The 23,162-nt window shown below is 36.7% G+C and carries 17 protein-coding genes; 7 read left to right on the top strand and 10 right to left on the bottom strand.

The window, feature by feature from the left end; all coding sequences use genetic code 11:
• Positions 1–5 precede the first annotated feature (5 nt).
• The 5 genes from G508_RS0117775 (at position 6) to G508_RS0117745 (ending at position 5,712) form a co-directional block, all read left to right on the top strand.
• On the top strand, positions 6–674 hold the full coding sequence (locus tag G508_RS0117775; protein WP_026706567.1) for a helix-turn-helix domain-containing protein: 669 nt from the start codon (positions 6–8) through the stop codon (positions 672–674).
• 885 nt (positions 675–1,559) lie between these two features.
• Complete coding sequence (locus G508_RS0117765; RefSeq protein ID WP_026706566.1) at positions 1,560–2,105, top strand: hypothetical protein; 546 nt, start codon at positions 1,560–1,562, stop codon at positions 2,103–2,105.
• Positions 2,106–2,291: 186 nt separating this feature from the next.
• Positions 2,292–2,702, top strand: a complete 411-nt coding sequence (locus tag G508_RS19695) for a hypothetical protein (protein ID WP_051197745.1) — start codon at positions 2,292–2,294, stop codon at positions 2,700–2,702.
• A 191-nt stretch (positions 2,703–2,893) separates the two neighbouring features.
• Entirely contained in the window at positions 2,894–3,670 is a 777-nt protein-coding gene (locus G508_RS0117750; protein WP_026706565.1) for a DUF1883 domain-containing protein, read from the top strand.
• 164 nt (positions 3,671–3,834) lie between these two features.
• Positions 3,835–5,712, top strand: coding sequence for an ATP-binding protein (locus G508_RS0117745; RefSeq protein ID WP_026706564.1), 1,878 nt, complete (start codon positions 3,835–3,837; stop codon positions 5,710–5,712).
• Positions 5,713–5,930: 218 nt separating this feature from the next.
• Here G508_RS0117745 and G508_RS0117740 read toward each other — a convergent pair whose 3' ends face one another.
• Both G508_RS0117740 and G508_RS0117735 read right to left on the bottom strand, forming a co-directional pair.
• Complete coding sequence (locus tag G508_RS0117740; RefSeq protein ID WP_084626024.1) at positions 5,931–6,713, bottom strand: T9SS type A sorting domain-containing protein; 783 nt, start codon at positions 6,711–6,713, stop codon at positions 5,931–5,933.
• A 13-nt stretch (positions 6,714–6,726) separates the two neighbouring features.
• Positions 6,727–7,248 carry an ankyrin repeat domain-containing protein gene (locus G508_RS0117735; RefSeq protein WP_157486100.1) on the bottom strand — a complete coding sequence of 174 codons (522 nt, stop codon included), beginning with the start codon at positions 7,246–7,248 and terminating at the stop codon, positions 6,727–6,729.
• Positions 7,249–8,745: 1,497 nt separating this feature from the next.
• On the opposite strand from G508_RS0117735, the gene G508_RS0117715 reads away from it, so the two are divergent.
• Positions 8,746–9,240 carry a thermonuclease family protein gene (locus tag G508_RS0117715; protein ID WP_051197743.1) on the top strand — a complete coding sequence of 165 codons (495 nt, stop codon included), beginning with the start codon at positions 8,746–8,748 and terminating at the stop codon, positions 9,238–9,240.
• A 15-nt stretch (positions 9,241–9,255) separates the two neighbouring features.
• Here G508_RS0117715 and G508_RS0117710 read toward each other — a convergent pair whose 3' ends face one another.
• Complete coding sequence (locus tag G508_RS0117710; RefSeq protein ID WP_026706560.1) at positions 9,256–9,546, bottom strand: GNAT family N-acetyltransferase; 291 nt, start codon at positions 9,544–9,546, stop codon at positions 9,256–9,258.
• Positions 9,547–9,736: 190 nt separating this feature from the next.
• Here G508_RS0117710 and G508_RS0117705 point away from each other — a divergent pair, with 190 nt between their 5' ends.
• On the top strand, positions 9,737–10,594 hold the full coding sequence (locus G508_RS0117705) for an alpha/beta hydrolase (RefSeq protein WP_026706559.1): 858 nt from the start codon (positions 9,737–9,739) through the stop codon (positions 10,592–10,594).
• Between the two features lie 377 nt (positions 10,595–10,971).
• Here G508_RS0117705 and G508_RS0117700 read toward each other — a convergent pair whose 3' ends face one another.
• The 7 genes from G508_RS0117700 to G508_RS0117665 all read right to left on the bottom strand — a co-directional run bounded on the left by G508_RS0117700 (position 10,972) and on the right by G508_RS0117665 (position 23,094).
• Positions 10,972–14,673, bottom strand: coding sequence for a fibronectin type III domain-containing protein (locus G508_RS0117700; protein WP_026706558.1), 3,702 nt, complete (start codon positions 14,671–14,673; stop codon positions 10,972–10,974).
• 331 nt (positions 14,674–15,004) lie between these two features.
• Positions 15,005–17,053 carry a DUF349 domain-containing protein gene (locus tag G508_RS0117695; RefSeq protein WP_026706557.1) on the bottom strand — a complete coding sequence of 683 codons (2,049 nt, stop codon included), beginning with the start codon at positions 17,051–17,053 and terminating at the stop codon, positions 15,005–15,007.
• 351 nt (positions 17,054–17,404) lie between these two features.
• Positions 17,405–17,857, bottom strand: coding sequence for a DUF4348 domain-containing protein (locus G508_RS0117685; RefSeq protein WP_026706556.1), 453 nt, complete (start codon positions 17,855–17,857; stop codon positions 17,405–17,407).
• A 6-nt stretch (positions 17,858–17,863) separates the two neighbouring features.
• Positions 17,864–18,607 (bottom strand): shikimate dehydrogenase family protein, encoded by a 744-nt coding sequence (locus G508_RS0117680; protein WP_245569891.1) that lies wholly within the window; start codon positions 18,605–18,607, stop codon positions 17,864–17,866.
• Between the two features lie 2 nt (positions 18,608–18,609).
• Entirely contained in the window at positions 18,610–20,007 is a 1,398-nt protein-coding gene (locus G508_RS0117675) for a tetratricopeptide repeat protein (protein ID WP_026706554.1), read from the bottom strand.
• Positions 20,008–20,159: 152 nt separating this feature from the next.
• Entirely contained in the window at positions 20,160–21,347 is a 1,188-nt protein-coding gene (locus G508_RS0117670; protein ID WP_026706553.1) for an aspartate aminotransferase family protein, read from the bottom strand.
• Between the two features lie 106 nt (positions 21,348–21,453).
• Entirely contained in the window at positions 21,454–23,094 is a 1,641-nt protein-coding gene (locus tag G508_RS0117665) for an OstA-like protein (protein ID WP_026706552.1), read from the bottom strand.
• Positions 23,095–23,162 lie beyond the last annotated feature (68 nt).

Raw genomic sequence — 23,162 nt, 5'->3', positions numbered from 1 at the left:
TTGCTATGTTTAAAAAAATTCTAATTGCCGAAGACATTGACAGTATAGGACTGGGCCTAAGCACCATCCTAGAACAACTCCACCAGGCCGAAATCGTACATTCCAAATACTGTGACGATGCCCTGCTCAAGATCAAGCGGGCCCAACTCGATGCCGTTCCGTTTGACTTGTTGATCACCGACCTCTCCTTTGAGGCCGATCACCGAACCGCAGTCTTGCCCAACGGCGAAGACCTGATCAAGGCCGTAAAGCAACAGCAACCCGACCTCAAGATCATCGCCTATTCCATAGAAGACCGAAACTACAGGATCAAGTTCCTGCTCGAAGACCTCGACATCGATGCCTTTGTCTGGAAAGGACGCGAAAGCTCCGGCGAGGTCATCCGTGCCATCAACACCATTTATAAAGGTGAGGCCAAATACCTCTCGCCACGATTCAGCCACCTGCTGCATCCCACTTCGCTACTCGAAATCGAAGAATATGACATCCAGCTCATCAAGTACCTCTCCGAAGGATTAAGTGTAGCCGAAATCTGCGAAGTCTTCAAAACCGAAGGCAAAACCGCCAAAAGCAGCAGCAGTGTAGAAAAGCACATCAGCAAACTCAAGATCTACTTCAAGGCGAAAAACTCCATCCACCTCGTGAGTATAGCAAAGGACTTGGGGTTGGTTTAGTATTCAGTATTCAGTATTCAGTGTTCAGTAATCAGTGTTCAGTATTCAGTGTTCAGTATTCAGTGTTCAGTATTCATTATTCGGTGATCAGTGATCATTATTCGGTATTCAGTTTCCAGTCACAGTTTCCAGTCAAAACAATAATCACCACTCAGCCAATCACTAATGATTAATCGCTACTCTACAGGCTGACCACTGAATACTAAATTAATAATTACGCATTACTGAACACTGAACACTGAACACTGAACACATTCAGTATTCAGTGATCATTATTCGGTATTCAGTTTCCAGTCACAGTTTCCAGTCAAAACAATAATCACCACTCAGGCAATCACTAATGATTAATCGCTACTCTACAGGCTGACCAATGAATACTAAATTAATAATTACGCATTACTGAACACTGAACACTGAACACTGAATACTGAACACTGACCACTGATCACCAACCACAAACCTCACTAAAATAAAAATAATTTCCCCTTTTACGGAAAACCGTAATGTGATGATTTTTTTCCATTGTACGTTTGACGAATAATAATCAAAATCAACACATTATGGATTTCAAAGACCACATCAAATTGTTAGGGGACAGGGTTTTGGGTTGTAGGTTGTAAAAATCTACAAGCTAAATCTACAAGCTAAAATTTTTTTGAATTTACGGAAAAACCGTAATATAAAAATTTTTCCCCTTCGTAGTTTTGGCTCAAGATTAAAAAACAAGGTTCTAAGTTAACTCCAAAACCCAAAACCCAAAACCCAAAACCCAAAACCTTTAATCCACAATTAGCTAAAACCCTAGTCAATAAATAGGGGAAACACCTAGTAGAGTTTCAGGTAGAACTACTAGGTTTGAAATCACTTTAAACACACACACAAATTATGGTACTAGATTATGAATACCTCAAACGAAATGCATCGTTCCCACTTGAACCCGCAAGTCCTTTTATTGTCCTGCATGCCAATCATTTTGATTCGGTAGCCGAACGCACTTTGTTTTCCTACACCGTTGAGGTGCTCAACTGCATCCATTCCTTGCAACGCATCAACGCCATAGGCCGCGAATTGGAGGCTGATTTCACTATCGATTCGGCAATCCTCTACCAGGCAATCGAACACCTCTTTGCCCGCCAACCGTTTTCCGAAAACCAGCTCATTGCCTATTTTGAAACCCAGCAAGCCTTGGAAGATTTCGACCTTGATGTGCAGGAAGTCATCCAGATGAATTTTCAGGGACACCTGCCATATCCGGTAGATTTCATGCTCTTGGGAATCCAGCAGGCCCACTATTCCGGTATGGAAGTTGCCAATAGGGTGGCGTTGCACGAACACTATGAGGCACTCTTTTTCCAGATGTTGCAAAAGGAAATCTCCGTACCCCATTTTATCGAGTTGGCCAAAACAATGCTCGATACCCTCAGGGGCTAAAGCGATCCGCCTCAAAAGCAGGTTTGGATTACGGTTTTCCGTAATTTATCCCTATTTTTTTTGTAAGATTGATAGTTATTTGTAGATATATCTCTACAATTGCTATAATAAGTGTTGTGAATTAACATTGCTACTCTTTTTTGCATTACATTTATCGACCAAAGGTTACTAACAAAACAAAATAACATGTACGATTCCCCTAATAGTAGGTCCCTAGGAATGCTGTTACTCGTTGTAGCTTCTTTTTGGGCTTGCCGCCAAAATGAACCGCTGCCTGTTTCCGCAGGCAATACCCCAGCAACAACAGTAACAGCTTCTATTCCCGAAGCCCTTGCCACGGTCCATACTGACACCGTCTATCAATATGAATACAGGACAGGCAGCAAGGGCGAATATACCTATAACTATGATGTCATAGGAGCCGATAACACAGGCGAACCCATAACCGGCAATGTCAACATGAAAGGAAAACACGGTAGCGGCTATCTCCTGGACAAAGCAGGCAAAAAGAAAGCAATAACCCTCGAATGGGTAGGATATGGAGAGCTGATGGCCGAAGATGGGGAAGGGAATGTTTGGGAATTGGGGGTGGAGTGAAAAAAAGTTTATGCTTTTACGGAAAACCGTAATGTGGGGTTTTATTTATGGTGTAGGTTTGGGGATGTTAAAAGGTTTAGTCCTTTTAGAATATTATAATACGCTAGGAAATAGCGGTTATAAATAAGTTAAGTATCATGCTAATAGAGTGACCTTAACGAACAATATTTAATCAAATACTTATAGATTTTATGAATTTCACTCATTATGACTTAGGAAGAAAAGAAAGGGGACAAATTGTAGAAATTACTTTATCAGGAAGTGCTGCAAACGTGAGGCTAATGGACAGCTCTAATTTTCAAAATTATAAAAATGGTAGACAGCATAGGTATTTTGGTGGTTTAGCAAAACAATCACCAGTTCGACTTTCTATTCCAAGTACAGGTAGTTGGCATGTAACAGTGGATATGCAGGGTTTAAGAGGAACTGTACGCTCAAGTATCAGAATGATGCCAAGTACTTTACCAGAGTTTAGACAACCAGCACTATCAACAGTTCCTTCATTAGTACATAAAAATGACGAATATCCTTTTAACAATTCAAATGAGGCTGAAAAACAATATGACGTATTTATTTCTCATGCTTCTGAAGACAAAGATGAGGTAGTTAGACCGTTAGCACAAGCATTAAAAAGTGAAGGACTTTCAGTTTGGTATGACGAGTTTGAACTGAAAATTGGAGATAGTTTGAGAAGGAAAATTGACAAGGGATTAGCTAATAGTAAGTTTGGAATTGTGGTTTTATCAAAAGATTTTATTAGAAAAGGATGGACTAATTATGAACTTGACGGAATTATAACAAAATCAGTAAGTGGAGAACAAATAGTTTTACCCATATGGCATAACATAACAAAAAAAGAAGTTATTGACTTTAGTCCTTCATTGGCAGACAAGTTAGCAAGAAATACGTCTTCATATACTGTTGAAGAAATTGCAGGTGAAATTGCAGAAGTTATACAAAACGCATGAAAAAGCACGAACACACAATATCACTTTGGTAATATGGCGGTTGAAGCGCTTCTATGAAGCATATGTACAAGGTATAATATTACTAAATCTATTGAACTTTATGTGCTAAAAGCCACCAATTACGGATACTGAAACCGTTAACTTATATTTTAAATTATACAATCATGAAATTAGTAAGTATTAAACTTCGAAATTTTCGAATTTACCAAGATGAATTAACCATTAATTTGGGAGATCTTAACTGCATCATTGGAAAAAATGATATTGGAAAATCTACAATTCTTGAAGCTATCAATATTTTCTTCAACGATGGCATAGAGAAAACAGACCTATCAGTCAACTCCAATGATGATTTAATAGAAATTACTTGCTTGTTTGATGATTTTCGAGAGAAACTTGTTTTAGATTCGACAGTAGAAACTTCACTGAAAGAAGAATCCCTTCTCAATCAAAATGGATTATTAGAAATAAAAAAGACATTTAAAATTGGCGGAGCGATTACCAAAGCCACTTACATTATTGCTGAACATGAAATACATGAGAAGCTTCTTTATATATTGACATTGAAAAATTCTCCACTTAAAGCTTTAGCAGCGGAACTTGAAATTGATTTAGCGGGAATTAACAAAACAAAAAATCCGCCGATAAGAAAAGCTATTAAAGAAAATTTACAAAGTCAAAAACAATTAATAGAACTGAAGGTAGATGGAAGCTTGGATACCGAGAACAATTTAAAAGCTGTTTGGTCGAAATTAAAAGATTATTTACCAATTTTTACTCTTTTCAAAGTTGACAAGACCATTAATGACAAAGACAAAGATGTACAGGATCCAATGAATCAAGCAATAAAGGAAACATTAGCAATTCCTGAAATCAAAGAGTTATTAGATAAAATTGAAGTTGAGATTAAAGCAAAATCAACAATTGTAGCTGAGCAAACATTAGAAAAGTTAAAAGAAATTGATGCTAGCCTTGCTGAAAAAATGAAATCTGACTTTAGCAAACTCCCAAGTTGGGACAAAATATTTGATTTAACTTTACTTAATGAAAATAATGTTCCGCTAAATAAACGTGGTAGCGGAGTAAAAAGATTAGTGTTATTAAGTTTTTTTCAAGCTCAAGCAGAGAAGAAGAAAATCGAAACTTCCGCACCTTCAATAATTTATGCTATTGAAGAACCTGAAACTGCACAGCATCCTAACCATCAAAAAATATTAATAAATTCTTTGATAAAATTAAGCGAGCGATCAAACATTCAAGTTTTTTTTACAACCCATAGTGCTAATTTGGTTCGTGAAATTCCAATGGAATCTTTAATTTATATTTATAAATCGATTGAAAATCAAAATGTTGTTGAATATGGAGTTGATATTGAAACTCAAGAGTTAAACGAAGAAACCATAAATAGAATAATTGACACACTTGGTGTCTTGCCAAATCCTGCAGATAAAATTTCCAAACTTTTATTCGTCGAAGGAAACCATGATGTAAACGCTTTAAAAAGATACAGTAAGTTGTTAAATACTTACAATCATGCTATAATTCCTTTGGATGAAAGACAAGATATTGCAATTGTAATTTCTGGTGGCTCTTGTTTAAAATTTTATATTGACAATAAATATTTAGATGGTTTAGGTAAGCCAGAGCTACATATTTATGATAATGACATACCTGATTATAGGGACTACGTTGATAAGATTAACCAACAAGAAAATAAGAAAGGTTTTAATACTACAAAAACAGAACTAGAAAATTACCTTACAAAAGAAGCTATTGAGGAGTCGTACGCCATGAATGGTTTAATTATAGTTGTTCCTGAAATTACAGATGAAATGGACGTTCCATTGATTGTTGCGCAAACGCTTCAAAATGCTAGCAACGGTAGAATGTGGGAAGAATTAAATGATGAAGATAAAAAGAAGAAAGAGTCTAAATGTAAAAAACATTTAAATACTATCGCCGTAGAAAAAATGACGATAGAAAGATTAACTCATAGAAATGGTTTAGACGAAATTTCTGAGTGGTTATTAAATTTAAATTAAAAAACGGCAACTAATCCGTCTCTCAGATATCAAACAGTTAACCCCGCTACCGCGCGAATCCCTTCGCGTGGATGCTCCGGATATCCCTGTCTCGTCCTAAAATAAATTTACAAAACTATAAACCAATTTCAAGACAATCCAATCCAAACCCCCTAAAAAACAAAACAAAAAAAGGTCGGTTATAACAACCGACCCTTCTCTCAATCTATAATTACTATCTAATTAATTATAATCTTTTTCCATGATTTCTCAGATGCATTCTGAAGTTCCAGTAAATAAACCCCTTGAGCCAAACCTTCGGCATCAACCTCTACTTCAGTAGCTCCGGCACCAACCGTGATGGTTTTTACAAAAGCACCAGTTTGAGTATAGATACTGATGGTTTCCAAAGTAGTTTTAGAAGTTACTGTAAAGTTCCCTTTAGAAGGATTTGGGTAAACCGCCGAAGCATTCAAAGAAAAATCTTCAACCCCTAACACTGTAAATGGAGCATTTATAACATACCCTCTATTTGCTCCATGGTTGTTAATTGTATAACCTGCATTACTTCTTCTCGCCCAAGCAAAATCAATAGTCGTTGCATTATAATTAAATACAAAATCATTAGCATCACCCGTATTGAAAGGCCTTGTGAAAACAATTGTTCTCAAACCCGTAGATGGAGAGTTGTTAGTATTGGAAACGAATGTCCAATTGTTTGTGTCTTCATCAGGCACTTGTCCTTCTCCTTGCTGAACACAATCAACTAATGTTGTATTGTTCCAATATACCATATCAGTACCCAACATCATTCCTTGTCCATTAGAAAATGACCCGAATTGCAAAGCAAACCATCTATCATTTGGCCCTACCAATGTAAGTTTAGCCGTTGTTGTTGTGTTATTCAATTCTAATGTAGCCTTTACATTAGTTGACAAATTCACTTCACCTGTCGATTTTGTTTGTGCAAACGACAAGGCCGAAGCAAACATGCAGAACACTAAAAGTAATTTTCTTTTCATAATTGTTTTTTTTTTATTTTAATAGATTAATTAGGGTTTCATTTCCTGAAAATGTGGCATATTCAAAAGCAGTTTTACCACTTTTATCTACCTTCGTCTTGTCGGCCTTATAGTCCAAGAGGAGCTTTGTTAGCGCCACATTGTTAAACTGTACAGCATAGATAAGAGGTGTTATACCATTGGCATCAGCCAAATCAATTGCAGCCTTTTTCGATAAAAGCATCTTTACAACTGGAATATTTCCCTTTACAACTGCTGCCATAAGAGGAGTTCCCATGCTACTGCTTCCGTTTACATCGCTTCCATTTTCTATTAAAAACTGGGCTACTTCATTATTACCACGGTAACAAGCCAGTATCAAAGGAGAATATCCGGCCTCATTAACGGTATTGAAAATATGGGGATCTTGTTGATGTAATGCTTTCGCCTGCTCGACTGTGCCTTTTCTGGCCACATCAAAAACATTCAAGGCTTCCTGTGAAGAAACCGATTGGAAAGCAAAAAAGAAGAAAAGCAAAATGTAATTTTTTATCATAAGTACTATTTAGTATTTTCCACAAATATATTAATTTTAGAATGCTATTAAGGAAGATACGTGTTAATAAAAAAGGTTGCGTGAAACATTTTAAATATTTTGTCGAAACCCATCGGTAGTATTTTTTGATGCTTATTTCTGGGAACTTCAAGTTTGCTATGAGTTGAGGTAAATAAATCTAGGGAGATAATCTGAGCACAAATAGACCTGCTATCGCTCAAACCATCTCACAAAGTTAATCGGTTTAGTTGTCATTCCGAGGAACGAGGAATCTATGTCTCATTCTAAAAAAGGCTATGGCTTTAAGGAAAACCATAATGCATCATTTTTTTAGAGTAAATATGGGGATGTTAAAAGTTTTAGTACTTTTAGAATATAATACGCTACGAAGTAGGGACAATCTACTTTGTTTTGGGAGTATAGTCGCTACTTTTTAGCGGGTATACACAAGTTAGTGTCAAGATTTCGTGAAATCTGCAAAAATGAACACTCAATTTTATGAAACAAAGAATAATTATTCTGATTTTACTTCTTAATTTCTTTATTTCCTTTAGTCAAGAAAAGTATGTTTATCAATTTGAAAAAATTGAAGCTATTGATTCTATTCAAAAAAAGGAAGTATTAAATTGTCTTGTCCTGAAATAGGTTTACAATTTTGTGTAAACCTATTTCACGACAAGACACAAGTTTCTGGCCTAGTAATAGTGCCAAAAAAGAAAACCCTTTGCAACTGTTCCGATACAAAGGGTTTGTAGCAGCCTACACTCCCGTAAGATGAGGAGCTCTAACTGCCAATATTTTATAGGAATTATCCCGTTGTCACATCCATTACAATCTATGTGTAACCAATAATTGGTCTTATCCCTTCTTTTATTTCTATGTCTCTATGTGGTAAAATAAAAAACCGCAATCAAGAACCATAACAAGGCTTCAAGCCATCATCAAGAGGAATAAATTCTTCTAAATGATTAACGTTCCAACAGACCTCTTCCGGTGTTCCAAAATTTCACCACAACCACCACAAGGGCAATCATTCCAATGATTTCCATCCATTCCATAACCTTGCTTTTTTAGGTTTATTTCTTGCATCCTATAGATAACACCCAGCTGAACCGCTATAACTTTTGTTGCCGTGTTGCTGATCAGTTTCCGCAAAAAAGCGCCGACGTTGGTTTTCTCCCTGCACGAACGGGTGGAAAGTGCAGGAACCTGCTACAGCCTCCTCGGCAACCTGACTACCCGTCGTCTTTGTTTAAAAAGTACTAGCGGTTCATTAGGCATTTTATCTGAAGTAAAAGTAGCAATTGTCCATCCAGCATATTTATGGTTTTTAACTCATTTCTTATAAGATATGTTTCTCAGCACATTATTTTGGAAAAGCCAAATCATAAATAATAAGTTCAAGATAGAAGTGGGTTCTGTGCAATTCCCCAAGCAGTTTTGGATTAAAAGCACTATTTTTACGGCAGTAGGATTCCAATCCAAAATACTTTTTATATGAAATATCTATTCGCCTTTCTCTTTCTTGCCCTTTGTGGTCCAGATGCCGCCCTCATCAAGAAAACACCCGTCACCTTCATAGCAAAAGTAACGGCTGTCAAGGATGGCGACACCTATATTGTTTTGGCAAACAACAAGCAAACCACCATAAGGCTCGCCCATGTAGACTGCCCCGAAAAGAAGCAGGCCTACAGCCAAAGTGCCAAGCAATTTGCCAGCGATCTATGTTTCGGGAAGACTGTAACTGTGGTAAGTGACGGCACCACCGATCGCTACAAGCGACTCATTGCCGAAATCTATGTAGGCAAGGAATGTGTAAACAAGGAGTTGGTAGCAAACGGTTTTGCCTGGCATTATAAGAAGTATTCTACTGACAAGGAATATGCAAAACTCGAAATAAAAGCCCGAAAAAGACAACACGGACTCTGGAAAGATTCCGCACCAATAGCTCCCTGGGAATGGAGAAAGCAAAAACGCAAGAAAGGCAACTAAGAGCTGCCTTTCCGTTTATTTTTTCCAGATATCCTGATACTGGTCAGGCTTCTTTTTAAACTGTGCATGCACATAAGGACACAAGGGCAGGACCATCAGTTTGTGGTTTCGGGCATAAGCCGTCATTTCCTCCAATAATTTCTTGGCATAGCCTCTTCCTTCAGCTTCTTTCTCCACTCCGGTATGATAAACCGTCAAGAGATCTTCCTTCAAGCTGATGGTCATTTCACCCAGCTTCTTCCCATCTTCATAAAGGTTGAAAGCACCGTGGTTTTTTTCGTTTACTTCTAGTCGAATTGTTTCCATAAGTCTGGTATGTGTTGGTTAATGTGTTCGGAATATCCGTATTTTGTTTTACAAAGATCTTACAAAATCACATCACTCACATTGAACTGGGACAAGAAATAGGGGTAGGGTCAAATTCGTCCCTAAAGCAGGTTAGCACATATAAAAGAAAAGAAGTAACTTGGCTGTTGCCAAAAAAATAACGGTCCTCATGAAAAAAAGTATCCTATTGGGTGTATGCTTTCTGCAGTTTTTTACAGCAATGGCACAAACCAAGACACCAATTCCAGCAACCAGCAAGCCTTTCGTTTTGGGAGTAATAGATGAATTGCCCTCAAAAATATTAGGCGAAAGCCGGACACTCAATATCTACCTTCCCGAAGGCTATGATGCAGATGCAACAACACGATATCCGGTGATATACCTGCTAGATGGTTCAGCAGATGAGGATTTTATCCATATTGCAGGCCTGGTACAGTTCAACAGCTTTGAATGGGTCAACCAAGTGCCAAAATCAATTGTGGTAGGCATTGCAACGGTCGATAGGAGAAGGGATTTTACCTTTCCCACCACGATAACCTCCGATCAGAAAAAATTCCCCACCAGCGGAAGGTCGGAAAATTTTATCTCGTTTATCGAAAAGGAATTGCAACCCTACATCAACCAGAACTACAGGACAACAACTTCCAAAACCATAATCGGACAATCGCTGGGAGGCTTGCTCATCACGGATATACTCTTGACAAAACCCACCCTTTTTGACACCTATTGCATCATCAGTCCGAGTCTATGGTGGAACAATGGCTCGCTGTTAGACAAGGATTCGGTGATCTTCAAGGAAAGTTTTTTGCAAAACACTACCGTTTATATAGCAGTAGGGAAGGAAGGCCTCACCCCAACCGAAGTGCCAAGGGTGATGGAAGTAGATGCAAATCTATTGGTAGAAAAATTAAAAGCTTCAAAGAGCAAACAGTTAAAAGTCTATTTTGATTATCTGCCAGATGAAAATCATGCTACAATATTACACCAGGCTGTCATGAATGCTTTTAAAAAAATATACGGAAAGTAGCCCAATGGTTGGTTCTCGCAAATGGCAAACCTGTTTAGTAGAAAAATTTGCATAACCAATTGCCATAAAGAAAAGACCCCCGAAGTTTCGGGGATCCAAACTATCATAGCATTTTTTATAGCATTTTGATTGGTAAACAAACAGTACGATTCAACCTAAAAAAAATCGTATCGTTTTGTGTTTTAAAATGAATAAAAGCTGCACTGCATTAACACTATTAGAACAGCTTGCAAAAGATTTACCCTACTCAAGTGCAGAAGAAAAAGTAGTGATAAATAAATATCAATATTCACAAGTAATCCTTCCATTTCAATTGATCCCATAAAAAAACCTCCGAAATTACTTTCGGAGGTTTTCAAGAAAAACAAAAAAACTATTTATTGTTTGATCACTTTGATTGTTTTAGTTTGGTTGTCAGAAGTCACTTTTACAAGGTAGCTTCCAGCAGCCAAATTAGACATATCTACCTGAGTAGCATTTGCATTGATAGCGCTTTCAATTACTTTCTGACCCAAAATATTGAATACTGCAACGTTTGTCATCGCTTGATCATAAGACAAGTTCAATACATCTTTTACAGGGTTTGGATAGAAGGTGAAATCAGCGTTGTCAAAATCTTGATTAGACAATGAAGCTTCGATAGCAATATCATCGATATAAAGATTATATTGACAAGATGCAGAATAGATGTTGAAACCAAAGTAGTAAACAGCCGTTTCTGGAGCAGTAAACAAGTTTTCACTTGTTTCAGCAACATTGAAAGAGATTGCATCATGGTCAACAATTTCTTCTGTCATATCTGCAGAAGTAGGACTTGTACCATACATTACTTTTAGTTTTTCTACATAATTAGTACTGTTACTTCCGTAAAGGAAAGACAAGCTATATTCCTGTCCTGCAGTTAATGCAATTCCTTGTGTATAGTACCAAGCATTTGCAGCAGAAGAACAAGTATAAAGATATTGCAATACTTTGCTGTTAAAACCATAAAGTGTTTGAGAAGCTGTAGTCCAGTTGTTACCTGTACCAGCATTTTCAGTAACCGAACAGTTTGGCATAGCAGGAGTAGTAGAAGATTCAAAATCTTGTGTGTAAGGAACAGTTGTAGCAAGACATTGTGTGTAGAATGCAAATGGTCCCATCCACATACCGTTTCCGTTTGGCTCACCACAAGCTGAACGAACCCATACATTATATCCTGTATTTTCAGTCAAATCATCAATTGTGTAATCAAGTGATGTCAACAACGGGCTTGGAGTAAGTCCAGTAGGATCTGTATCATCGATACTTCCATAAACCACTTGCCAGTTTGTTTCACTTCCTTGAGCTTCCCAAGTAACGTAAGCCGTTTCAGTAGTAATTTCTGAAATGTCAACATTTGCAACATCAGCACATAGAGGAGCAATTTCCCAACGGATATCGTCAAGGAAAACAGTGTTGTATGTTCCAGGTGTATTGAATCTGAATGCGATAAAGTTATCTTCACTTGGTGTGAAGTTTACTGCATATTCTGTATAAGTAGAAGTAATAGCTACCGTTTCCATTTCTGTGAAAACAGCATCAGATGTTGTGTTATCAACAGTACCTACTTGAACACTACCAGTAGAACCACTGCTTCTTGCGAAGAATTTCACACGGTAAGTTCCTAAAGATAAATTCTCAAGGTTTGGAGAAGCTAACATGATGTTTGCCCCAGCTGCTGAATCAGAATTATACAATCCCATTGAGCGAGATGGAGTATTAAAGTTGTAATCCAATACTTGGACATAAGCATATTGAGAAACTCCTGTTCCACCTTTGATAGCTGCCCAACAATCTGGCATACCAGCATAAGCAATTGCGTCAAAGTTTTCATCGATAGTATCAGTTGGCAAACAAGGTGTCTTGAAAGTGATTGGTCCGATCCAAGCTCCATTTTCATCACCACATACAGAACGAACCCAAACTTTATAGTTTGTATTATCTGCTAAACCTGTGATTGTTGCTTCTGGAGTTCCTGTTGGAGCAGGAGAGATTGGCGTTAAAGCGTCTGGATCTGTATCAGCAGTTTCACCAAATACAACATCCCATTGTGTTTCATCTCCACCTGGAGTCCAAGTTAAAGAAGCTGTTTCAACATCTGATTCTACAACAGTGATTTCAGTTACATCACCACAAGAAGGGATTACTTCCCAAAGTACGTTATCAATAAATATAGAATTGTACATTCCAGGAGTGTTATAACGGAAAGCGATGTGCATATCTGTATTTCCAGTATCTGTAAATTCAACTGCAAATTCAGTATGAGTAGAAGTTAAAGGAATTGTCAATACTTCTGTAAACGTTCCATCAGTTGTAGCATTATCGATTGTACCTACTTGAAGGCTTCCTGTAGAACCACCACTTTTAGCAAAGAATTTTACACGTTGTGTTCCAGCGCCAATGTTAGTTAAAGCTGGAGAAACTACCATTACGTTTGCTGTAGCTTGAGAGTCAGAATTGTAAAGTTGCATTGTACGAGATGGAGAATAGAAATTCCAATCAGTAACTTGAGCATAAGCATATTGAGAAACACCAGTACCACTTTTTACAGCAGTCCAGCAATCTACCATAGTTCCATAAGCATACGTGTCGAAGTTCTCTTCAAGAGAATCAGTTGGTACACAGCTAGTTTTGAAAGTTTTTGGTCCTACCCAAACTCCTAAGTCTTCACCACATACAGAACGAACCCATACTTTATAAGTTGTGTTGTCTGCTAATCCACTTAACGTAGCTTCTGGAGTTCCTGTTGGAGCAGGAGAAATTGGTGTTAAAGCATCTGGATCAGTATCGGCAGTTTCACCATATACTACATCCCATTGTGTTTCAGCACCGTTTGGTTCCCAAGTTACCAAAGCTTCAGAATCTGTAATGCTTCCAAAAGCGATATCAGAAACGTCAGCACATAAAGGTGCTACTTCCCAACGAACATCATCAAAGAAAACAGAAGTATATTGTGCTCCATTGTGACGGATTGCAATAAAATTATCAGTTCCTTCATATACAGTATAGTCAACAGCATATTCTGTATAAGTACCAGTAATATCAATATTGTCTAATTCTGTAAACACAGCTTCTTCTGTAGTGTTATCAACTGTTCCAAATTGAACATTGATTACTCCACCTCCTGTTTTTGCAAAGAATTTCAAACGGTGTGTCCCAGCAGCAAGGTTAGAAACTTCTGGGGCAACCATGATTATATTTGCCTCAGTACCTGTATTTGCATTGTAAATTTGGCCAGAACGAGATGGACTGTTAAAGTTCCAATCTGCTACACGAGCATAAGATGAAGTAGATGCTCCATCACCGTTTCTAACTTGAGCCCAACAAGTTGGTATTGCTGCATAAGCATAAGTATCAAAGTTTTCAGAAAACTCGTCAATTTGCTCACAAGCACTAACAAAAGTAAATGGACCATTCCATGGACTTGATTCATCACCACACATAGCTCTTACATAAAATTGGTAAGTTGATGCAGGTTCTAATGTAGAGTCAGTATAAGAAGGGTTATCAGCTACATCTTCACCAGCAGTATCTGCTGTTGGTGCTGGAGATCCAGTTGGAACAACATAAACTTGCCAAGCTGTTTCTTCTCCCATAGGTTCCCATGAAAGGACAGCACTTGTTGTAGTGATATCAGAGGCCGTTAAATCTAATGGTGGTGAACAATCTAAAATTGCCATCACTGTTGTAAGGTGGCTAGAAGATGTCGAAGCACATTCAGCATTATCAGAATAATGCATTCTTACTTGGGTTGAAGTGATTGCTTCAACCGTTAATGGAGAATCTCCAAAAGCAATTACGTTGTTGGAGAAATCGGTTATTGTAAGGTACTTGTTTGTAGTACCTAAAGCACAGGTAAACACATAATCATTTCCTTCAATTAAGCCTGATACTTGCGAATACTCGCTTGTATAAGCTCCTGTAGTAATAGTTTGTGGTAAACCTAAATTATTCGAGACAACTGTATTGCTAGGATACAAAGCCGTCCGAATACACTGTGCATGACTTCCCCATGCCAATAATAGCAGGAAAGCACTCAAAATGGTAATTTTCTTCATAAGATAATTTAGTTTTTGTTAAATATGTTTGCAATATATAAAATATTTAACATCGTTTTAAGAGGGATTTTTACTTTTTTGCCATAATCACAAAATAGCTTCTTCTCATTTTATTTGAAACAAAGATGTCTTATGGAGCTAAAAAAACGTTGATTATAGAAAAATATAAAGCCCTTTTTTAAGTAAGCTTTGTTATTTTGTGACTAAAATTTTACAACAACTGTTTTTTGGGATTTATTTTGAAAAGTTGATAATAATAGTCCTAATTAATTTGAATAAAAAAAGCCTGCAAAATGAATCTTGCAGGCTTTATTATTTAAAAAAGATTAAATTATTCTTTTATCTCTCTGAGTTGCTTTAACTTCTCTTTCCAAACATCAAGACTCTCCTTGTGTTTTGCAATGTTCTTGCGAACCTCTAAAACAATAGAATTTTCTTTTTTGGCATTCTTGGTATTAGTAAAGAATTGAATGTTGTTTTCCAATTGAAAAATCTCTTGTTGCACTTCATCAATTTTTCTCATAATGAAGATTTTCTCGTTCTCTAGTTTTCTTGAATCATCAGAACCTGATAATTGTTCCATTCTGTTTGAGAAACGCATCATATCAGTATCTTTCTTGCTCAAGCTTAATTTCTCAAACAAAACATCCAATACCTTGTTGAATTTCCCTTCAATATGTCTTCTTGTTTGTGGCACTTTTCCAAGACCTTTCCAAGTTTCGATATGTGCTTTAATAGCATCAAGATCAGTTTTATGGTCGCCAGTCAATTCAAAAGTTCTTAAATTTTCAAGATATTCTTTTTTCTTGTCAAAAGCTTCCACTTCTTCTTCGTTCACTTCATTCTTTTGAGCTTTTAATTTCTCAAAATAATGGTTGCAAGCGTCTTTGAATTCTTTCCAGATTTTATCTGAATATTTTCTTGGAACGTGGCCTATTGTTTTCCACTCTTCCTGAATTTGCTTCATTATAGGTGTTGTGGCTCCAAAATCTTCACTTTCTTGTAAAGCAATTGCTTTTGCCAATAAAGCATTTTTCTTGTTCAAGTTGTCCTGTTGATCTTTCTTGATATCCTTATAAAATGAGTTTTTCAACACATTAAAATCACGAACCGCATCCTTGAAAGCACTCCAAGTTTCCTCGTTTACGTCAGCAGGAACTTTCCCAGCATTAAAGAATTCGCTTCTCAAAGCCTCAACTTTTTCCACCTGACCTTGCCATAAGGCATGAGAATTCACTTTCTCTTGAGCCAAAGTTTGGATTTGAGCAATGATTTCTTTTTTCTTCGCCAAGTTCTCAGTTTCTTTTCCTCTTTGAGCTTCAAATAACACTTCGCGTTTGTCATGCATTTGCTTGGTCAATGCCGAAAATTGATTCCAAATTTCTTCGCGGTGTTCTCTCGAAACCGGTCCGATATCTTCTTTCCATATTTTATGCAAATCCTGCAATTCTCTAAATGCTTTATTTACGTCTGCTTCATTCACCAATTCCTCAACACGGGCGATGATTTTGGTTTTCAATTCCAAGTTGTGCTTGAAATCAATATCACGAGCTTCTCTATCTAAGTGCAAGTAATCATAGAAATTCTCCACATGGAAATGATAATTGTTCCAAACGTGGTTGTATTTGTCTTTAGGAATCGGACCCGCATTTTTCCAACGGTCTCTCAATTCATTAAAGTGCTTCAACGTATCTTTTATATTCTCTTGAGGATTGATCAAGTTTTTCAACTCCTCTACAATCGCCAAACGCGTTTCCAAATTGCCTTGCAAATCGTTTTGCAATTTCTTGAAATGTATATTTCTTTTATCTCTAAACTGATTGTATAATACTTCAAATTTAGATTTCAGAGGTAAATGATAGTGAAATTCCTCTAGAACATCTGTCCTCTCAGCTTCAAATTCCTCTTTCTTTTCCTCAATAAAATGATTGTATTTTGATAAAAATTCTTTCTTGATTTCCTCAATATGGTCTTTAACCGACATTACTTTTTCAACCACAACCAATTTCTCCAACTCTTCAACAAGCGCTTCCATCGAAAGCGTCTCGTATTCTAACATCGGAATCTCGTGTCTTCCAGCCAAAGTTTCATCTTCACTTTCCTCAGCATTCGAATTGGCAATAGCATCAACGGCCTCATTTCCAGAAGCTACCGTTTTTTCAACTACAATAGAATCGTCAGCTACTTGTTCATCCGAAAGGACTACTTCATTCAAGGCTTCAACTTCAGGTGCTGTTTCTTCAGAAACAATTTCTTGTTCTGTCTCCACAGCTTCATTAGAAGTTTCAATTGCTTCATTTTCTGTTTGTTCCACCTCTTGCGAAACTGTTTCTAACTTTCCATCTGCATCTTGCAGGTTATCATTCTTTTCTTCTAACATCTTATAAAATGTATAAGGTTCATAAATTTTGAGGGGTGTAAGGTACTAAAGGCGGATCAAAATTCAAAGCAAAAGCCCGATTTATACCAAAAATTATGTTAAGATTTTTTATTACAAAGATCAGGAGCGAATCTTTTGGGCATATTAGTCCCGACGCTTCGGGGCTTGTTCCCGCCATCTTTCCAAAGCTTTTTGTTTTTAAAGGAAAAACAAAAAGTTGTCGGGGCTAGGAGGAAACTATAAGAACTTTGGAATCTTTTCCCAGTTTGTCCTCCTGCAAGGTTTTCAAAACCTTGTAGGTATAATTTTGTAAAGTAGGTGTAGAATTATTTGTAGTTTTAAAAACTCGAATTAAGTAGATTCGTCTAGAATCTCAACCAGTGTCCAACAACTATTTATGATTTCGAATTTGTATGAAACCATAATACCATTGTCATAACCCAAAAGTTTATAAACTAAACCGTTTTTAGATTTGATTTTTTCATGGGTATATTTTCCCGTTTCACTTTGCATAGCAGTTGCATCTTCAGTAAAATCGATATACCTGAAATCCTCTTTTGTTTTAATTGTGTCAAGTATTAACTCCTCGTAAGATTCACCACCATAATAAGCAGAACTCAAAGGAAACTTTATATGGCTTTTCTGAAAAACCGAGTCCTTAGCAAATTCTTTAAAAAAAGCATCAAAATCGGATTCACAATCTGCAGTTTCAATTGTTTGCTTAACATTTGAAGTTGTAATAGATTCCTTTCGCTGACAAGAAATAGCGGCTAAAAAGAAAATAATCAAAGTAGTTTTTCTCATAAAGGTTTATTTATTCCAAATCTTCCAAGCTTTCTCCGCCTGAAAAACCAGCATTTCATAACCATTTTTGATAGTAGCTCCCTTTTCATTAGCTTTCTTAAGAAAAAGTGTTTCTTCGGGATTATAAATCAAGTCGTAGGCAATATGCTTTTCAGTGAAATACGCATACGGAATTTCAGGACAAACCTCCACATTTGGACTTGTTCCTAAAGGAGTACAATTGATAATGATTTGGTATTCTTCAAAAGTAGAAGCATCAATCTCATCATATGTAATGGTATGTTCAGATGGCGCTCTGGAAACTAAAACATAATCAATTTCAAGCAATCGCAATGCAAAAGCAACTGCTTTCGAGGCTCCACCTGTTCCAAGAATCAAAGCTTTTTGATGATGCGATTTTAATAAAGGCTTTAAAGACTTTTTGAAACCATAAAAATCCGTGTTGTAGCCTTTTGTCTTTCCGCTCGACGTAAACTTTATGGTATTAACAGCTCCAATTTTCAATGCATTTTTCGACATCTTATCCAAAAAAGGAATGACCACTTCCTTATAGGGAATGGTCACGTTGAGTCCTTTTAAATCTGGATTATTTTTTAATATACCAGGAAATCCAAAAATCTCCTGGATATCAAAGTTTTCATACGTATGGTTTTTGTAGTTTTCGCGTTCAAATTTTTCAGCGAAATAGGCTTTCGAAAACGAGTAGCTTATATTTTTACCCACTAAACCATATTTTTTTTTTGAAGCCAAGATTAGGGTGTTTTATACTTATTAATGGCATTCTGAACCATTTTCCGAGTCCAAACTACTGGAAATAATTCCTCTAAAATGGTATGGTTTTTAAAGTTCAATCTCAAACCATTGCTGATGTGGAATTTTCCTTTTTTATCTTCGTGCAACATAAAATATAATCCAGCCAAACGGTATTCGATTTCATATGATTCTGGAAAAAATTCCGTTGATTGCAATAACGTTTGAATCGCACTGTCAAATTCTCCTAAAAACTGAAGAATATCTACCCAGAACAACCAAGTATCCAAAGCTGTATCGCCAAATTCAACCGCTTTTCTGTATCCAAATTCGGCTTCTTCAAAGAAATTCATTTCCTTATTAATGGTGGCATAACGCTTCCAATACATACGGTTCTGATTGTCGATGTTCAACGCCTTGTTTACAAAGAACAATGCTTTCTGGTAGTTTTTCTGACGTACATAAAAATCGGTAATTGCGATCCAGCCTTTATCCAACAATGGATCTTCGTGAACTGTTTTGTTGAAATATTTGATGGCTAAAGCTTTGTTGCCTAGCTTTTCATAACATTTCCCGATTCGCAATAAGGCATAAGAAGTTGGATCGTCTAATTCAATCGTTCTTTCATAAGCTTCAATCGCATCCTCATAACGCTTCAATCGTTCCAAGGATTTTGCCTTTTCCATAAAAGCACCTAGAAATTCATCATCAATCAAGGTTGCATAGTCAAAAGCCTTTAACGCTTCTTCGTATTTTTTCAATCCATAATTCAATCTGCCTGACTGATGCCAAGCGATTTCACTGTAAGGATTCTTATCAATATATTTTTCCAAATAGGCTATTGCTTGTTCATTTTCGTCTAAAAATTCAAAGCAATAGATAACATTATATAATGCTCCTTGATCTTCCGGATCTTCATCCATACACTTGATGAAATTCTCCTTTGCAAGTTCAAGATTGTCCATAAATAGATATTCCATACCAATCAAATTATAAACATCGGCATAGTCATCTGTATATTTAAGGGCAACTTTTAGCAATTCAACAGCCTTTTCGTGATTATCCCTTTTGGAATAGATATTGGCTTTTTGAATATAGATTTCTTCGTTATTTGGTTCGATGGCGTAGAGTTCATTCAATAATTTCTCGGCTATTTCAAGCTTGTCATCATAGACCAACATTTCTACCTGAACGAGTTTTAGACCCGTTGATTTGGGATGTTGCTCAAGTGCCAGTTTCAAAGCTTTTTTCGCTAAAGTCGCCTTACCCATATCGAGGTAATGAAGAATTATTTCCTCAAATTCCTCGGAGTCAAAAAAGAGCACTTTGTTGGTTTTCAACATCGACTCAAATTTTGATAAGGATAAGTTGTAGTCTTCTTCTTCGTTGCTTAATTGCATAGCTTAATTCTTTAAAATTATCCTAAAATAAATTTAGGTAACGTTAGGGTTCCGTTTAGGGAAGAGGTGTATTTGTTGTGAACAATTTAATTAACAATTTAATGACTCAAAAATTGTTCTATTAAGGTAAGAAATTTAAAATGTTTTTAGTCTTAAAGTTTGTTTAAAACTTCGTCCATTGCTTCTAAAATAATGGTACAACCTTCTTTAATTTCTTGTTCAGAGATGGTCAATGGTGGGGTAATCCTGATGGCACAACCTTCAAAAAGTAGCCAGAACAAAATCAATCCTTTTTCCTGGCATTTTAAAATTACTTCATTTGTGATGTCAGGGCTTTCCGTCATTGGGGCCAACATCAATCCTCTTCCTCTTATTTCTTTTATCAAAGGGTGTACCAAAAGCGAACGGAAGAGTTTTTCTTTCTCTAATGTATCGGCTATCAGTGTGGTTTCGGTTATTTCTTGTAAAGTTGCCAAACATGCTGCCGCTATGACAGGATGACCGCCAAAGGTTGTAATATGTCCGAGTTTTGGGTCGTGACTCAATAAATCCATCATTTCTGCGGAAGCTACAAACCCGCCAACCGGCATTCCGCCACCCATTCCTTTACCTATTATAATTACGTCGGGAATGGCATCATAGTTTTCAAAACCAAATAGTTTTCCAGTTCGTCCAAATCCTGGTTGTATTTCATCTACAATCATCAAGGCACCCACTTCTGTGCAACGTTCTCTTACTTTTCGTAAGAAACCATTGTGAGGTTCAATAAATCCGGCTCCTCCTTGAATGCTTTCTAGGATAATTCCAGCAGTCTTGGTGGTGATTTTTTGTAAATCTTCTTCGTTATTGAAGGTGATAAAATCCACATCGGGAATCAACGGACGGAAAATTTGTTTTCTTTCTTCGAATCCCATCACACTCATCGAACCCATCGTATTGCCATGATAGGCATTTTTGCAGGAAATCAATTGGCTTCTTCCTGTAACTCTTCGGGCGAGTTTTAAGGCACCTTCTGTTGCTTCGGTACCAGAATTCACAAGATATACTTTATTTAAAGGTTCAGGTAAATGTTCAACTAATAGTTTACAGAATTCAACGGCTGGATTTTGGGCATATTCGCCATAAACCATTACATGTGAATATTTATCCAGCTGGTTTTTGATGGCATCGTTGACTCTTTTGTGCTGATGTCCAAGTGTACAAGCCGAAACTCCAGCCACAAAATCAAGGTGTTTTTTATTATTTGTGTCGTATATATAGGAACCAATCGCATGACTTACTTCCATTCCTAATGGATAGGGAGAAGTTTGGGCTTGGTATTTTAGGAAATCGTTTTTCATTTTATAAGTTGCTGAGTGGCAAAGTTGCTGAGGTACTGAGTTTTTTTAAGATTAAAAGATTATTAAAAACTCATTACTTTTACTGTAAACTGTGACTGAAGACTGATTACTGAACACTCTTCTTCACAGGATTTTTCTTGTCGTATTCCAAAGTTTCTTTTCGCACTTCCATCGGGGTGTTTTCCTTGGCTTTTTCTGCCGTACTTTCCTTGACTATCTTGTCGTTTAGTTCGTTTTCTTCGGGAGGAAAGATGTCATCTTTGGTTCTAATGATTTCGTCACCTCGCCAAATAAATCCTTTGAGTTTCCGAGCATTTTTAGGCAATTCGGCATCTGGATATAGCTCGCTTTCGATTTTCTTGAATGAAGTTAGCGTATTGATTTTATTATCTTCAAATGTGATATTGATTGAACTGCTTTTTTTCTTTTCAATTCCGGTGAGTTCTAATTCATCATAAACATAATAAATGACTTCTGTATTTTTGACAATGTCTACCTCATATAGTTTATTCTCCCTAAATTTCCCATACAAATGTTGCCCTTTCACTTGATTAAATCCAGTTCCTAGTGTGTCTTTGGAAACCAAAAAGGCATTGTTGAGCACTTTTAACGAATCTAGTTTTTCGGTGGCATTATTTCCGATAAGATGAATTACATCGCCTGTCATCTGGTTTTCGCCGTTCCAAATTACGGGTCTTCCTAGCAATTGTGTCAACGCTTTTTTCGTGCTGGAATGGATGGAATCGCATTTCCCACTCATATCCGTCTTGTAAAATCGAGCATTGTCAAAAGCACGGATGATTTGGTTTCCTTTTTTTCCTGTAATCATCAATCTTTTTCCGTGGATGTAAACCGAATCATTTTCTACCAAATTGATAGCAACGGCTCTTTTGGTTACAAACATCGAATCTTTTTGCTTGTAGACTTCACCATAATGGCCTTTGATAATGCCTTTATTGATGGTATCGGTGATTTTTACATTATTGGTTGCCGAAGCGAATTCAATTTTACGGTCATAATACAAGCTGTCGCCTTCAATGAGTCGGTCGTCATATCTGATGTAGGATTTCCGAAGAAAGTGACCCACGTTTTTCTTGCTGTTGTAAAATCCTTTTTCCGTGTAAATGAAATTATTTTTTCCCGTTATGGTCGATGGTCCAAAAAGATAGGCATGGCCTGAATTGTGGTAATAATCTACATGGTCTGATTTTATTGTATATTCTGGATTTGTAATCTTAACCGTTGTAAAGAATTGTGATTTTTTTTGGGTGGCATAATACCTTCCGGAATTACTCGTCAAGGTATTTTCCTTGTTTACAATTCTTCCAAAACTGTTGTAATAGGCTTCCTGTTTGTTTCGGTCAAAGTTGATTGTGTCAGTTGTAAGGGTCATATCTGGCGATCGCATTACAGGATTTCCAGTTGCATAAGCTTTTTTTGAATTTCCGCTGTATTCAGCATACTTACTGTTTAGAAAAAGCGTATCGCCTTGCACCATCTGGACGTTTCCAAATAGTTTTGCATAGTTTTCTTCTTCAAAATAATAAGCTTTATTACAAGTTATGATAATTCCGTCATGATCAATTATCACGTTTCCAGTTAGCAGTGCTGCACCAGGAATTTCTATTTGATTTCGGTCGCCAAATTCAGCATTCTTAATTAGAATTTTTTTAGGCTCTTGTGCCAAAGCGTCATTGGAAATCAATACAGTACAACTCAGTAATAAGAAAAAAAGGATTTTTTTCAAGGGATTTTATTTTTTGCCAAATTTAAGTAAAATGTCTAAAGGATTGAGTTTATTAAGAAATATTTATC

Origin of the sequence: Flavobacterium soli DSM 19725, assembly GCF_000422705.1 — a bacterium.
Lineage (GTDB): Bacteria > Bacteroidota > Bacteroidia > Flavobacteriales > Flavobacteriaceae > Flavobacterium > Flavobacterium soli.
The sequence above is the reverse complement of the archived record's forward strand: the minus strand, read 5'-3'. Positions and strand labels throughout refer to the sequence as shown.

What these genes read in the sequence shown, in the direction of transcription:
- G508_RS0117670 (WP_026706553.1), bottom strand. Translation starts at nt 21,347, where the DNA reads ATGAAAAACGATTTCCTAAAATACCAAGCCCAAACTTCTCCCTATCCA.
- G508_RS0117685 (WP_026706556.1), bottom strand. Translation starts at nt 17,857, where the DNA reads ATGAGAAAAACTACTTTGATTATTTTCTTTTTAGCCGCTATTTCTTGT.
- G508_RS0117745 (WP_026706564.1), top strand. Translation starts at nt 3,835, where the DNA reads ATGAAATTAGTAAGTATTAAACTTCGAAATTTTCGAATTTACCAAGAT.
- G508_RS0117710 (WP_026706560.1), bottom strand. Translation starts at nt 9,546, where the DNA reads ATGGAAACAATTCGACTAGAAGTAAACGAAAAAAACCACGGTGCTTTC.
- G508_RS0117750 (WP_026706565.1), top strand. Translation starts at nt 2,894, where the DNA reads ATGAATTTCACTCATTATGACTTAGGAAGAAAAGAAAGGGGACAAATT.
- G508_RS0117700 (WP_026706558.1), bottom strand. Translation starts at nt 14,673, where the DNA reads ATGAAGAAAATTACCATTTTGAGTGCTTTCCTGCTATTATTGGCATGG.
- G508_RS19695 (WP_051197745.1), top strand. Translation starts at nt 2,292, where the DNA reads ATGTACGATTCCCCTAATAGTAGGTCCCTAGGAATGCTGTTACTCGTT.
- G508_RS0117765 (WP_026706566.1), top strand. Translation starts at nt 1,560, where the DNA reads ATGGTACTAGATTATGAATACCTCAAACGAAATGCATCGTTCCCACTT.
- G508_RS0117705 (WP_026706559.1), top strand. Translation starts at nt 9,737, where the DNA reads ATGAAAAAAAGTATCCTATTGGGTGTATGCTTTCTGCAGTTTTTTACA.
- G508_RS0117735 (WP_157486100.1), bottom strand. Translation starts at nt 7,248, where the DNA reads ATGATAAAAAATTACATTTTGCTTTTCTTCTTTTTTGCTTTCCAATCG.
- G508_RS0117715 (WP_051197743.1), top strand. Translation starts at nt 8,746, where the DNA reads ATGAAATATCTATTCGCCTTTCTCTTTCTTGCCCTTTGTGGTCCAGAT.
- G508_RS0117695 (WP_026706557.1), bottom strand. Translation starts at nt 17,053, where the DNA reads ATGTTAGAAGAAAAGAATGATAACCTGCAAGATGCAGATGGAAAGTTA.
- G508_RS0117675 (WP_026706554.1), bottom strand. Translation starts at nt 20,007, where the DNA reads ATGCAATTAAGCAACGAAGAAGAAGACTACAACTTATCCTTATCAAAA.
- G508_RS0117740 (WP_084626024.1), bottom strand. Translation starts at nt 6,713, where the DNA reads ATGAAAAGAAAATTACTTTTAGTGTTCTGCATGTTTGCTTCGGCCTTG.
- G508_RS0117775 (WP_026706567.1), top strand. Translation starts at nt 6, where the DNA reads ATGTTTAAAAAAATTCTAATTGCCGAAGACATTGACAGTATAGGACTG.